This window comes from Streptomyces sp. NPDC047017, assembly GCF_040644175.1.
GTDB lineage: Bacteria > Actinomycetota > Actinomycetes > Streptomycetales > Streptomycetaceae > Streptomyces.
Genome location: NZ_JBEYVW010000001.1, coordinates 248,564 through 262,402 on the forward strand (window position 1 = coordinate 248,564; position 13,839 = coordinate 262,402).

Here is a 13,839-nt window from a genome sequence, read left to right on the forward strand (position 1 = left end):
GGTCACCGCCCTGACCTCCCGTTTCTCCGGTTCCTCCCGTTTCGCCCGGGGCCGGGACGCGCCGCTGAAACCCCCGAGCGGTGTCCCCGCGTCCCCGGTGACAATGGACCCCGTGCGCTACCGCATTCTCGGCACCACCCAGGCACTCCGCCCCGACGGCACCGCCGTCCCGGTCGGCGGGGCGCGGCTGCGTGCCCTGCTGACCGTGCTCGCCCTGCGGCCCGGACGGACGGTCCCGGTGTCCGTCCTGGTCGACGAGGTGTGGGAGGACGACCCGCCCGCCGACGCCACGGGCGCGCTGCAGGCGCTCGTGGGGCGGCTGCGCCGGGCGCTCGGCGCGGGCGCGGTCGCCTCCGACGACGGCGGGTACCGGCTGGCCGCCGCCGCCGACGACATCGACCTGCACCGGTTCGAGCGGCTGGCCGGGGAGGGCCTGGCCGCGCTGGGCGACGGCGACCCGGCGAAGGCCGCCGCCGTCCTCGACGACGCCCTCGCCCTGTGGCACGGCCCCGCCCTCGCCGACCTGCCCGACCGCACCGCCGAGGCGGCCCGCTGGGAGACCCGCCACCTGGACGCGCGCCGGGCCCGCCTCGCCGCCGCCCTCGCCCTCGGCCACGCCGGGCGGGTCCTGCCCGAGCTGACCGCCCTGTGCGACACCCACCCCCTGGACGAGCCCCTCCAGGCGCTGCGGCTGCGCGCGCTGCGCGAGGCGGGCCGCCCGGCCCAGGCGCTCGCCGCCTACGAGGACGTACGCCGCCTGCTGGCCGACCGGCTCGGCTCCGACCCGGGGCCGGAACTGCGCGCCCTGCACGGCGAACTGCTGGCCGCGGGGGAGCCGGACGCCGCCGCGGACGGCCACCGCGCCCCCGGCAATCGCGACCGTGCCCCCGGCGCCCGCAGCGGATCCGCGGGCGCCCGCGACCGCGTCACCGGAAGCCGCGGTGACACCCGGGCCGCGCCGCCCGGCGACCCCGCCGCACCCCCCGGCGGGCCCGCCCGGCCCGACCGGACCGCCGCGCCCCCCGCCCCCGCGCCCCCCAGCAACCTGCGCGCCCGGCTCACCTCCTTCGTGGGCCGTGAGGCCGACATCGAGGCGATCCGCGCCGACCTCGCCTCCGCCCGTCTCGTCACCCTGCTCGGGCCCGGCGGGGCCGGCAAGACCCGGCTGTCGCAGGAGGCCGGCGAGGCCCTGCGGCCCGCGCTGCGCGACGGGGTGTGGCTGGCCGAACTGGCCCCCGTGGACGACCCGGAGTCGGTGCCCGAGGCCGTCCTGACGGCCGTGGGCGCCCGCGAGACCGTGCTCTACGGGGCCGGCGCGGAGGAGATACGGGCCGCCGTCGCCGACCGCCACGACGACCCCGTCGAGCGACTGGTCGAACACTGCGCCCGGCGCCGCATGCTGCTCCTCCTCGACAACTGCGAACACGTCGTGGAGGCCGCCGCCCGCCTCGCCGAGGAACTGCTCGCCCGCTGCCCGCACCTGACCGTCCTCGCCACCAGCCGCGAACCCCTCGGCGTACCGGGGGAGTTGCTGCGCCCGGTGGAGCCGCTGCCCGAACCGGTCGCGCTGCGGCTGCTCGCCGACCGGGGGGCGGCCGCCTCGCCCGGCTTCCGCGTCGACGCCGACGAGCAGACCGCGGCGGCCTGCGCCGAGATCTGCCGGCGCCTGGACGGCCTGCCGCTCGCCATCGAACTCGCCGCCGCCCGATTGCGCATGCTCACCCCGGCCCAGATCGCCGCCCGGCTCGACGACCGCTTCCGGCTGCTCACCTCCGGCAGCCGCACCGTCCTGCCCCGCCAGCAGACCCTGCGGGCCGTCGTCGACTGGTCCTGGGACCTGCTGGACGAGGAGGAGCGGGAGGTGCTGAGCCGGCTGGCCGTCTTCGCCGGCGGCTGCGACCTCGCCGCCGCCGAGGCCGTCTGCGGCCCGGCCGCCTTCGACGCCCTCGGCTCGCTCGTCGACAAGTCGCTGGTGGTGGCCGCCCACGCCCCCGACGGCGCGATGCGCTACCACCTCCTGGAGACCGTCGCCGAGTACGCCGCCGAACGGCTGGCCCAGTCCGGCGGCCGGAACAGCGCCGAGCGGGCCCATCTGACGTACTACCGCGAACTCGCCCGCACCACCGACTCGTTGCTGCGCGGGCCGGGCCAGCGGGCCGCCATCGCCCGGCTTGAACTGGAGTACGAGAACCTGCGCACCGCGCTGCGGCACGCCGTCGCCGCCCGCGACGAGCAGGAGGGCCTGTGCCTGGTCCTCTCGCTCAGCTGGTACTGGCAGATGCGGGACGCGCGCATCGAGGCCCGCAACTGGTGCCAGGAGGTCATGGCGCTCGGCCCCGACCCCTTCGCCGAGCCGCTGCGCCCCGCCGTCCCGGTGTGGCGGCGGTGCACGGACGCCCCGCCCCCGATGACCGGCGAGATCCTCCACGAGGCCCGGCGCGGCCTGCACCTGGCCCACATGGCCTGCATGGACACGGAACTGGACGCCTGGGAGACCCCGGAGGCGCAGCGCAAGCTGCGCGCCATCACCGACGTGTACGAGCCCGGCATGCCCCAGACCTGCCGGGCCCCGGGCATGCTGTGGTTCTTCGCGGTGCTGATGACCGGCGAGGTGGAGCGGGTGCGGGAGATCATCGAGGCCGCCGTGCAGACCTGCCGCACCACCCCCGGCTTCGAGTGGGAACTGGCCGGGGCGCTCCAGATGCGCGCGAACCTCCTGGCCAACCGTGCCGACTGGGCGGGCGACGCGGAGCGCGACGCCGACGAGGCGCTGGAGATCTACCGCCGCCTCGGGGACGCGTGGGGCACCGCCGAGGCGCTCTCCGCGCGCGGCGAGGCCCGCGAGCGGGCCGGCCACCACCTTGAGGCCGCCGCCGACTACGAGGCGGCCGTGGAGCACGCCGAACGCATCGGCGCCCCCGCCCAGGCGGCGATGCTGACCGCCCGGTTCGGCAGCGCCCTGCTGGAGACGAGCGAGGCCGAGCGCGGCGAGCGGATCCTGCGCGGGGTGCTGGACCAGCCCATCGCCGCCGGCCACCACGAGGCGATGCCGGCCGCCCGGCTGTTCCTGGCCAGCTGGCTCGCCATCACCGGCCGGGCGCCCGAGGCGCGCGAGCTGGTGCGGCGGCTGCGCGAGGACTTCGCCCTGTCCTACTTCGTCGTCTTCGACGGCTTCATCCTGGGCCTGGAGGCCTGGCTGGACGTGGCGGAGGGCCATGACGAGGAGGCCCTGGTCCATGCGCGCCAGGCGCTGGCCCGGGCCGGGGACCCGCTGGCCGAGGCCATCTCCCCCTACATGCGCTCGCACTACCTGGCCGTCGGCGCCCTGGCCCTGGCCGGGGTGGACGGCGGCGCCAGGGCCCGGGACGCCGCCCGCTGCCTGGGCGCCTCCGACGCCCTGCTGCCGCCCGGCCACAACCCCTCGGCCCCCGAACGCCATGTCCGCGAGCAGGCCGAGCAGCGGACCCGGGCCGCGCTCGGCGAGCGGGAGTACCGGGCCGCGTACGACGAGGGCGGCGGCCTCTCTCGCGCGGAGGCCACCGCCCTGGTCTGACGCGGACCGCAGCCGCCGTATGGTCAGCTCTTGGTGCGGAACTTGTGGATGGCGACCGGGGCCATCACCGCGGTGAGCCCGACCGACCAGGCCAGCGTCACCCACAGGCCGTGCGCGACCGGGCCGCCGACCATGAGGCCGCGGGCCGCGTCCGCGAGCGCGGAGAGCGGGTTGTAGTGGGTGAAGGAGCGCAGCCAGCCCGGCATCGAGGCGGTCGGCGCGAAGATGGACGAGCCGAACTGCAGCGGCATCAGCACCAGGAAGCCCATGGCCTGCACCGACTGGGCGCTCTTCATCGTCACGCCGAGCGTGATGAACACCCACATCAGCGCCGAGCCGAACACGGTGGACAGGCCCACCGCGGCGAACAGGCCGGGCCAGTGGGTGATGTCGAAGCCGACCAGCACGCCCACGATCATCAGGACCGTGGTCGCGAACAGCATGCGCAGCAGTTCCACCGAGATCTTGGCGAACAGCACGGAGCCGCGGCCGATCGGCAGGGACCGGAAACGGTCCATGACACCGGTGTTGAAGTCCTGGTTGAAGCCGGTGCCCACGCCCTGGGCCATGTTCATGCCCATCATGGCCATCAGGCCGGGGACGACGTACTGCACGTACTGCTGCTGGCCGCCGCCCAGCGACTGGCCGATCGAGCCGCCGAAGACGTACACGAACAGCAGGGTGAAGATCACCGGGAAGAGGATCGCGTCGAACATCGACTCCGGGTCCTGGCGGATCCACAGCAGGTTGCGGCGGATCAGGGCGCCGGTGTGCCGCAGGTGCCCGCGCAGCGGGATCCGGGCGTCGCCCTGGAGGGCGGGGGCGGTGGTGACGGCACTCATACGGCGACCTCTTCGCGGGCGTCGGCGGGGGCGGGGTCCTGCGGGGCACTGGCGCGGTGGCCGGTGAGGGACAGGAACACCTCGTCCAGGCTGGGCAGTTCGGTGGTGATGGAGCTGATCGTGATGCCCCGCGCGGTGACCGCGCCGACCACGGCGGTCAGCTGCTCGTCGGAGAGGATCGGCACCAGCAGGGAACCGGCCTCGGCGTCGACGGTGGTGGAGGCCAGTCCGGTGATGCCCAGTTCGTCGAGCATCCCGGCGAGCGGGCGCAGCTCGCCCGCGTCGGCCGGCTTCACGCGCAGGGTGCGGCCGCCGACCCTGGCCTTCAGGTCCTCGATGCCGCCGTTCGCGATGACCTTGCCGCGGTCGACCACGGTCAGCTCGGTGGCGAGCTGCTCGGCCTCCTCCATGTACTGGGTGGTCAGCAGGACGGTGACCCCGTCCCCGACCATCGCCTTGACCTCGTCCCAGACCTCGTTGCGGGTGCGCGGGTCCAGGCCGGTGGTCGGCTCGTCCAGGTAGAGGACGGCGGGCCGGCCGATCATCGAGGCGGCCAGGTCCAGCCGCCGCCGCATGCCGCCCGAGTACGTGCTCGCCGGGCGCCGGGCGGCCTCGGTGAGCGAGAAGCGCTCCAGCAGCTCGTCGGCGCGGGCGCGGGCGTCCTTGCGGGACAGGTCGAGCAGCCGCCCGATCAGGTAGAGGTTCTCCCAGCCGGGCAGCTTCTCGTCGACGGAGGCGTACTGGCCGGTGAGCCCGATCACCCGGCGCAGCTGCCGGGGCTGGCGTACGACGTCGTAGCCGGCCACCGTGGCCTGCCCGGCGTCGGGGGTGATCAGGGTGGACAGGATGCGGACGAGGGTGGTCTTCCCGGCCCCGTTCGGCCCGAGCACACCCATCACGGTGCCCTCGCGCACGTCCAGGTCCACACCGTCCAGGGCCTTGGTCTCGCCGTAGTGCTTGACCAGCCCCCGTACCGTCACGGCGTGGCCGGCGCCGCCGGGGTTCTTGTCGATTCGCGTCATGCCGAGAAGTTCTCACCCCGCACCGACAAACCACCGACATCCCGCCGACGCGGCGCCCGACACCTCACCGACACGCCGGTGAGGTCCGCCGGAGCGAGGGCCGGCCGGCGCAGGGGAGGGGGCCGAGCCTGGCGCTGCCGTCCTCTGCTGGCGAGGTCCCGTCGGCGCGCCCCGCGGCGAGGGCGGCTCAGCGTCGCAGGGCCTCCGTGTCCTCGGGGAGGACGGGGCTCGCCCCCCGGTGGGGCCGCCCTCCGGTGGGGCCGCCCTCCGGTGGGGCCGCCCGGCGGCGGCGAACCGTGGGCCCTGCCGGCCTCCGCCGGGCCCACGGCGGCGGCCCGCACGGAACCAGTCGGCGCCGGGGAGGCACAGCCGGCCCCGTGCCGCCGCCCCCACCGACAGGCCCGGTAGGCGCGTCCCGGCGACGGCGACGGCGACGGCGACTCAGCGTCGCAGTGCCCCCGTGTCCTCCGGCAGGACGTGGCTCGCCACGATGCGGCCCGTCGCCGCAGGGGGCGTGCGGCGCTGGTCGACCAGATGGGCCGCGCCGGCCACGGCGAGGCCGAGGACGGCCAGGGCGGCGCCGGCCAGGGCCGGGGAGGTGAGGCCGAGGCCGGCGGCGAGGGCGAGGCCGCCGATCCAGGCGCCGCCGGCGTTGGCGAGGTTGAAGGCGGCCTGGTTGGCGGAGGACGCCAGGGACGGGGCGGCGGACGCCTTCTCCATGACCATGAGCTGGAGCGGCGAGCCGGTGACGAAGGCGGCCATGCCGAGCAGGGCCACCCCCAGCGCGGCGCTCCACTCGGCCCGCATCAGCACCGGGAAGAGCCCGAGGACCACCGCGAGGGAGGCCAGCCCGCCGAACAGGGCGCCGCGCATCGAGTGGTCGGCGAGCCGGCCGCCGAGCAGGTTCCCGGCGGTCGCGCCGACGCCGAACAGGGCGAGCAGCAGCGTCACGCTGGACTCGGCGTACCCGGCGGAGCCGGTGAGCATCGGGGTGACGTAGCTGTAGGCGGCGAACAGCGCGCCGAAGCCCGCCACGGTGGTCGCCAGCGCCAGCCAGACCGGCAGCGAGCGCAGCGCGGCCAGCTCGCCGCGCAGCCCGGAGGCCGGGGCGGCGTGCGCGTGGTCGCGGGGGATCAGCAGCGCGAGCGCGGCGATCGCCGCCACCCCGATCGCGCTCACCCCGAGGAAGGTCGCCCGCCACCCCAGGTGCTGGCCCATGAGGGTGGCGACCGGGACACCGGCGATGTTGGCGACGGTCAGCCCGAGGAACATCAGGGACACCGAGCGGGCCTTGCGCTCGGGCGGCACCATGCCGGTGGCGACGACCGCGCCCACCCCGAAGAAGGCGCCGTGCGGCAGCCCGCTCAGGAACCGGGCGGCCAGCAGGGAGCCGTTGCCGGGGGCGAGCGCGGAGAGCGCGTTGCCGACGACGAACAGGGCCATCAGGCCGATCAGGACGGTGCGGCGGGACAGTTTCGCGGTGAGCGCGGCCAGCAGCGGGGCGCCGATGACCACGCCGAGCGCGTACGCCGAGACCAGATGCCCGGCGGCGGGGATCGAGATGTGCAGGTCGTCCGCGACGTCGGGCAGCAGCCCCATCATCACGAACTCGGTGGTGCCGATGCCGAAGGCGCCCACGGCGAGGGCGAGCAGGGCCAGGGGCATGAGGGACCTTTCGAGGTGGGTTCCGTACAGTGAACTGCTTGCTATGTTCAGCTACGAAACAAAGTCTCTCAGGCCCGGTATTCCGGCAGGTTACGAGCCGGTTGCCGATGTGGTGACCTTCACACGCGCCGCGACCGGAAGGTGATCGCTGCCGGTGCGCGGCAGCGTCCAGGAGCTTACCGGCTCCACACCCCTGACCATGATCTGGTCGATCCGCGCCATCGGGAACGACGCCGGCCAGCTGAACCCGAAACCGCTGCCCGCCGCGCCCTGCGTGGAGCGCATCTGCGCGGTGACGGCGTTGAGCGAGCGGTCGTTCATGGTGCCGTTCAGGTCCCCGAGGAGCACCACCCGGGGCAGCGGCTCGTGCGCGATCGCCGTGCCGAGCGCGTCCGCGCTCTGGTCCCGCTGCTGCGCGGTGAACCCGGCGTTCACCTTCACCCGCACGGAGGGCATGTGGGCGACGTACACCGCGAGGGGCCCCTCGGGCGTGGCCACCGTGGCCCGCAGCGCCCGCGTCCAGCCCAGCCTGATGTCCACCGGCCGCACCCCGCTCAGCGGGTACTTGCTCCACAGCCCGACGGTGCCCTCCACCGCGTGGTACTTGTACGCCGGTGCCAGCGCGTCCTTGTACACCGGGACCGCCGACGCCTTCACCTCCTCCAGCGCGAGCAGGTCCGCGCCGGAGGCGGTCAGCGCGCGGGCGGTGCCGGTCGGGTCCGGGTTGTCCGCGTTGACGTTGTGCGTGGCCACCGTCAGATCGCCCTGGCCGCCGGCCTTGTCGGTGAGCAGCCCGCCGAACAGGTTCAGCCACACCGTCACCGGCAGCACCAGCGCGATCAGCGCGGTCGCCGACCTGCGCACCAGCGCGGCGACCAGCAGCACCGGCACCAGCAGCCCGAGCCAGGGCAGGAACGTCTCGGTGAGGCTGCCGAGGTTGCCGATCCGGTTGGGGATGTGCGAGTGCACCAGCATCACCAGCGCGAGCAGCACCGCGAGGACCGCCGGCACGATGCCCCGGCGCCAGATCCTCGGGTCGCCGCGCCAGCCGCCGAACAGGCGCTGTGCCAGGCGCCGGAGCCGGTCTCCCGGACGCTCGGGTCCCGAGCCGCCGTCGTCCGTCTCCGTCAAGTACGCCTGCTGCGCCATACCGTTGCCTCACTGCCCGCCGTGCACACCGATCCCCCCGTGGTCTACGACCCTAGGGGATGATCGGTTCCGTTCCCGCCGTCCACGACGGCCGTACGGGCACGAGGACGAACAAGTCGCGGTGCGCAGTTCCGGTCACGGCGCCCTCAGCAGGATCTGTGACGAAACGCGCACATGACGCCGCCGACCTCGCGCCCCATCACGCCGCCGAACTCGCGCACCTCACGCCGCCGGACCGGCGGGCCGCAGCCCCGCGAGCACCATGTCCACGATCTGCTCCGACAGGCCCTCGGGCAGATCGGCGTCGGGGCGCATGATCGTGCGCACCAGCATGGGGCCGACGAAGAGGTCGTTGAGCACGTCCACATCGAGGTCCGCGCGCAGCTCACCGCGCTGCTGCCCCCGGCGCAGGACCTCCATCTGGAGCCGGCGCCGCGGCTCCACCACGGTGGCGTGGTACGCGCACCAGATCCTCGGGCTGGACTTCATCTGCGCGTACACGTTGTGCAGGATCGCGGAGGAGCGGCTCATCAGCCCGCGCTGGCGCAGTTGTTCCAGCAGGGCCACCAGATCGTCGCGCAGGCAGGTGCCGGGCAGTTCCGGTTCGGGCGGCTCGGCGGCCCGCAGGACGTCGACGAAGAGTTCCTCCTTGCCGCTCCAGCGGCGGTAGATGGTGGCCTTGCCGACGCCCGCGGTGCGGGCGATGCGCTCGATGGAGAGTTCGGCGAGCGGTACGCCGTCCTCCAGCAGCTTCATCACGCCCTCGATGATGGCGCGCTCGGCCGCCTCGCTCCGGGGGCGCCCGCGCGCGGGGGCCCCGGGGGCGGTGGGGCTGTCGGCAAGGCTCACTTGAGACGTCCTCTCGTCGTACCGGAAGGTCGTACCGGAATATTGTCCTCCGGTGGCCGCGGCCGGCGGTGGTCCCCCGCCGCCGGCCGGCCGTCCCCCCGTTGACTGCTCCGCCCCGTGCTTCTCCGACTGCTCCGCCGGGTGCTCCCCGCGGCCGCTACTCCATCGCGGCCACCAGCTCCGGCTCCTCCTCGCCCTCGGTGCGGGCCGGCGGCCGGCCCGGCAGGAAGACGGCGGTGACCACCGCGCCGGCCAGCGCGACCACGGTGCCGCACAGAGCGGTGACGTGCATGGCGTGCAGGAAGGCGGCGTTGGCCGGGTCCACCAGGAAGTGCCCGGCCGGGCCGAGCTTCTGGGCGATGCCGAGGGTGGCCTCGATGGACTCGCCCGCGGTGTCGCGCAGGCCGGCCGGGACCGGCCCGAGGTGGCCCTCGATGCTGTTGCGGTAGGCCGTGGACAGGACCGAGCCGAGCACGGCGATGCCGAGCGCGCCGCCGACCTGGCGGAAGGTGTTGCTCAGCGCGGAGGCCGAGCCGGCCTTCTCCCGGGGCAGGGCCTGCATGATGACCACGCTGGTCGGCGTCATGATGTGCGCCATGCCGGTGCCCATGAGGAAGAAGACGACCTCCAGCACCCAGATCGGCGTGCCGGTCTCGAACCCGGCGAAGGCGGCCAGCATGCCGGCCAGCACCACCAGGCCGGCCGTGGTGGTGACCTTGTAGCCGAAGCGGTCGACGACCAGCCGGGCCCGCGGCGCGAAGATCATCTGCGCGGCGGCCAGCGGGATCATCAGCAGGCCGGACTCCAGCGGGGAGTAGCCGCGCACGCTCTGGGTGTAGAACACCGCGAAGAACGTCACGCCCATCAGCGCGAAGAAGACCAGCGCGATGGCGGCCATGGCGGCCGAGAAGACCTTGTTCTTGAAGTACGTCACGTCCAGCGACGGGTGGTTGCTGCGCTTCTCGAAGACGATGAAGGCGGCGAGGACCACGACACCGGCGATGATGGTGGCCAGCACGGTCCCGTTGGTGAAGTCGGCCAGTTCGCCGCCCTTGATGATGCCGTAGACGAGCAGCACCAGGCCGACCACGGACAGCACGACGCCGATCGGGTCGAGGCGGCCCGGGCGCGGGTCGCGGGAGTCGGGCACCAGCCACACCATCAGCGCGAGCGCGACGATCACGATCGGCACGTTGATCAGGAAGACCGAGCCCCACCAGAAGTGGTCCAGGAGCAGACCGCCGGTGATCGGGCCGATGGCGATGGCCAGGCCGACCCCGCCGGCCCAGATGCCGATGGCCTTGGGCTGCTCCTCGCGCTCGAAGACGTTCATGAGGACGGCGAGGGTGGCCGGCATGACGAAGGCGGCACCCAGGGCCATCAGCGCGCGGAAGGCGATCAGCTGGCCCGGGGAGCCGGACTCGGCGGCCAGCGCGGAGCCGACGCCGAACACGACGAGACCGCCGAGCAGCACCTTCTTGCGGCCCACCCGGTCACCGATGAGGCCGGCGGTGAAGAGCAGGCCGGCGAAGACGAGCGTGTAGGCGTTGATCGCCCACTCCAGCTCGCTCTGCGTGGCGCCCAGGCCGGTGGGGGCCGGGGTGGAGATGGTCTTGATGGCGACGTTCAGGATCGAGTTGTCGAGCACCACTATCAGCAGGCTCAGCATCAGGACGCCGAGGATCGCCCAGCGGCGGCGGTGCACCGCCTCCGGAACGTGGTGCCCCGGGGCGGCCCGGTCGGCAGGAGTAGTCATGCCGACGAGCCTAGGGTACTTGCGATACGAGACCGTCTCGTATCGGAAATGATTTACTCATACCTTACGTTCGGACCTGTGGACGGCAGCCGATCGAGGGGAGCGACCGGGACCCGGCGGCACCGAACCTCACCGAACCGCACCGAGACGTGCCGCACAAAGGCCCCCTCTGGCCGCCCCGCGCGCGAGGTGCCACCATGGAGGGGAGTCCGGGGACGCCGTCAGGGCGCCTCGAGATGACTGAAGGAGCCGTTGCAATGACGCAGCTTTCGGCTGCCCGGAACACGCCCTCCGACGGCAGCAAGGCGCTGTACGGGGGCAAGGGCACGCGCCGCATCACCGTCCGCGACATCGCCCTCGCCAAGGAACGCGGCGAGCGGTGGCCCATGCTCACCGCCTACGACGCCATGACCGCCTCCGTCTTCGACGAGGCCGGCATCCCCGTGATGCTGGTCGGCGACTCCGCGGGCAACTGCCACCTCGGGTACGAGACCACGGTGCCCGTCACCCTCGACGAGATGACCGTGCTGTCCGCCGCCGTCGTACGCGGCACGCAGCGCGCCCTGATCGTCGCCGACCTCCCCTTCGGCAGCTACCAGGAGGGCCCGGTGCAGGCGCTGCGCTCGGCCACCCGGCTGGTGAAGGAGGCGGGCGTCGGCGCGGTCAAGCTGGAGGGCGGCGAGCGCTCGCACGAGCAGATCCGCCTCCTGGTGGAGGCCGGCATCCCGGTCATGGCCCACATCGGCCTGACCCCGCAGTCCGTCAACGCCATGGGCTACCGCGTCCAGGGCCGCGGCGAGGAGGCGGCCCAGCAATTGCTGCGGGACGCGAAGTCCGTGCAGGACGCGGGCGCCTTCGCCGTCGTCATGGAGCTGGTCCCCGCCGAGCTGGCGGCCGAGGCCACCCGGTCCCTGCAGATCCCGACCGTCGGCATCGGCGCGGGACCGGACACCGACGCGCAGGTCCTGGTGTGGACCGACATGCTCGGCCTGACCCCGGGACGCGTCCCGAAGTTCGTGAAGAAGTACGCCGACCTGCGCGCCGTCATGGGCGACGCGGCCAGGGCGTTCGCCGAGGACGTCGTCGGCGGGACGTTCCCGCTGGAGGAGCACTCCGTCCACTGACGCCCGCCCGGCCCACCGGACCACCGCGGTAACACGGGAGCAGCCCCGCCGATCCTCCCCCGTCGGCGGGGCTGCGCTCGCTCTCGTTCCCGCTCCGGGCGGGACCCGGGCTACGCCCGCTCGCGCCAGCCGTTGGTGATCGGCAGCCGGCGGTCCTTGCCGAAGCCCTTGGCGGAGATCTTGGTGCCCGGCGGGTACTGGCGGCGCTTGTACTCGGCCGTGTCGACCATCCGCAGTGTGCGCGCCACCAGCTCCGGTTCGTAGCCGGCCGCGACGATCTCGTCGGCGCCCTTGTCGTGGTCCACGTACAGGTCGAGGATGCCGTCGAGGACCGGGTAGTCCGGCAGCGAGTCCGTGTCGACCTGCCCCGGGCGCAGCTCCGCGCTCGGCGGCTTGCTGAGGGAGTTCTCCGGGATCGGCGGCACCTGGCCCCGCCCGGCCGCGGCCCGGTTGCGCCAGCGGGCCAGCCGGAACACCCACGTCTTGTAGAGGTCCTTGATCGGCCCGTACGCGCCCACCGAGTCGCCGTACAGCGTCGAGTAACCCACCGCCAGCTCCGACTTGTTGCCCGGGGCGAGCACGAGGTGCCCCTCCTGGTTGGAGAGGGCCATCAGCAGCGTGCCGCGCAGCCGGGACTGGAGGTTCTCCTCCGCGAGCCCGGTCAGGCCCAGCGACTCCATGTACGCGTCGAACATGGGCGCGATCGACACGGTACGGAAGTTCAGGCCGGTGCGCCGGGCCAGCTCCGCCGCGTCGTCCCTGGAGTGCCCGGAGGAGTACTTCGAGGGCATCGAGACGCCGTACACCTGCTCCGCGCCCACCGCGTCGCAGGCGATCGCCGCGACCAGCGCGGAGTCGATCCCGCCGGACAGGCCGATCAGCACCGACCGGAAGCCGTTCTTGCGGACGTACGCGCGCAGGCCCGTGACCAGCGCCGAGTAGACCTCCTCGTCGTCGTCCAGGGGCTCGGCCCGCTCACGGGGCGGCAGCGGCTCACCGGCCGGCGGCGGCTCCTCGGACAGCACCACGCGCTCGATGCGCAGCCCGTCGTCCACCACCCCTTCGGGCGCGTCGGCCGCGGCGGCCGGCAGCTCCAGGTCGAGCACCAGGCACTCCTCGGTGAACTGCGGCGCCCGCGCGAGCACCGTGCCGTCCGCGCCGACCACGATCGAGTCGCCGTCGAAGACCAGTTCGTCCTGCCCGCCGGTCATGGCCAGGTAGGCGGTGGTGCAGCCGGCCTCCTCGGCCCGCTTGCGGACCAGATCGAGGCGGGTGTCGTCCTTCTCCCGCTCGTAGGGGGAGGCGTTGACGGACAGCAGCAGTCCCGCGCGCGCGGTGCGGGCGGCCGGCACCCGCCCGCCGTCCTGCCACAGGTCCTCGCAGATGGCGAGGGCCACGTCCACGCCGTGTACCCGCAGCACCGGCATGGTGTCGCCGGGCACGAAGTAGCGGAACTCGTCGAAGACGCCGTAGTTCGGCAGGTGGTGCTTGGCGAAGGCCAGCACCACCTCGCCGCCGTGCAGCACCGCGGCCGCGTTGCGCGGGGCGCCGGCCGGCATGCCGTACTTCGGCTGGGCGCTCTCGCAGCGGTCGAGGTGGCCGACGACGACCGGCAGGTGCCCGAGGCCCTCGGCGGCGAGCCGGGCGGCGAGGCCGCGCAGCGCGGCGCGGGACGCCTCCACGAAGGACGACCGCAGCGCGAGGTCCTCCACGGGATACCCGGTCAGCATCATCTCGGGGAACGCCACGAGGTGCGCTCCGCGCTCGGCGCAGTGCCGGGTCCGGCGGACGACCGCCTCGGCGTTCGCGGCGAGGTCGCCGACGCGCGAGTCGATCTGGTTCAGGGCGAGACGTAGTCGAGGCACGCGCCCCAGTGTAA

Annotated in this window: 9 protein-coding genes; 2 read left to right on the forward strand and 7 right to left on the reverse strand. The window is 73.9% G+C overall.

The window, feature by feature from the left end; all coding sequences use genetic code 11:
* Nucleotides 1-103: 103 nt before the first annotated feature.
* Nucleotides 104-3,553 (forward strand): BTAD domain-containing putative transcriptional regulator, encoded by a 3,450-nt coding sequence (locus tag ABZ858_RS01340; protein WP_361371914.1) that lies wholly within the window; start codon nucleotides 104-106, stop codon nucleotides 3,551-3,553.
* Between the two features lie 23 nt (nucleotides 3,554-3,576).
* Here the strand turns inward: ABZ858_RS01340 and ABZ858_RS01345 are convergent, their stop codons facing one another.
* The 6 genes from ABZ858_RS01345 to ABZ858_RS01370 form a co-directional block, all read right to left on the reverse strand.
* Nucleotides 3,577-4,395, reverse strand: coding sequence for an ABC transporter permease (locus tag ABZ858_RS01345; RefSeq protein WP_361370817.1), 819 nt, complete (start codon nucleotides 4,393-4,395; stop codon nucleotides 3,577-3,579).
* On the reverse strand, nucleotides 4,392-5,417 hold the full coding sequence (locus ABZ858_RS01350) for an ATP-binding cassette domain-containing protein (protein ID WP_361370820.1): 1,026 nt from the start codon (nucleotides 5,415-5,417) through the stop codon (nucleotides 4,392-4,394). Before ABZ858_RS01350 ends, ABZ858_RS01345 begins: the two co-directional genes overlap by 4 nt.
* A 441-nt stretch (nucleotides 5,418-5,858) precedes the next feature.
* Complete coding sequence (locus ABZ858_RS01355) at nucleotides 5,859-7,082, reverse strand: MFS transporter (RefSeq protein ID WP_361370823.1); 1,224 nt, start codon at nucleotides 7,080-7,082, stop codon at nucleotides 5,859-5,861.
* Between the two features lie 90 nt (nucleotides 7,083-7,172).
* On the reverse strand, nucleotides 7,173-8,231 hold the full coding sequence (locus ABZ858_RS01360) for an endonuclease/exonuclease/phosphatase family protein (protein WP_361370826.1): 1,059 nt from the start codon (nucleotides 8,229-8,231) through the stop codon (nucleotides 7,173-7,175).
* Between the two features lie 222 nt (nucleotides 8,232-8,453).
* Nucleotides 8,454-9,080, reverse strand: a complete 627-nt coding sequence (locus ABZ858_RS01365) for a TetR/AcrR family transcriptional regulator (RefSeq protein ID WP_361370829.1) — start codon at nucleotides 9,078-9,080, stop codon at nucleotides 8,454-8,456.
* Between the two features lie 157 nt (nucleotides 9,081-9,237).
* Entirely contained in the window at nucleotides 9,238-10,836 is a 1,599-nt protein-coding gene (locus ABZ858_RS01370; RefSeq protein WP_361370832.1) for an MFS transporter, read from the reverse strand.
* A 257-nt stretch (nucleotides 10,837-11,093) separates the two neighbouring features.
* Here ABZ858_RS01370 and panB point away from each other — a divergent pair, with 257 nt between their 5' ends.
* Nucleotides 11,094-11,960 (forward strand): 3-methyl-2-oxobutanoate hydroxymethyltransferase, encoded by an 867-nt coding sequence (gene panB / locus ABZ858_RS01375; RefSeq protein ID WP_361370835.1) that lies wholly within the window; start codon nucleotides 11,094-11,096, stop codon nucleotides 11,958-11,960.
* A 110-nt stretch (nucleotides 11,961-12,070) separates the two neighbouring features.
* Here panB and ABZ858_RS01380 read toward each other — a convergent pair whose 3' ends face one another.
* A complete protein-coding gene (locus tag ABZ858_RS01380; protein ID WP_361370838.1) occupies nucleotides 12,071-13,825 on the reverse strand; it encodes an NAD+ synthase in 1,755 nt (584 codons plus the stop codon).
* Nucleotides 13,826-13,839: the final 14 nt, after the last annotated feature.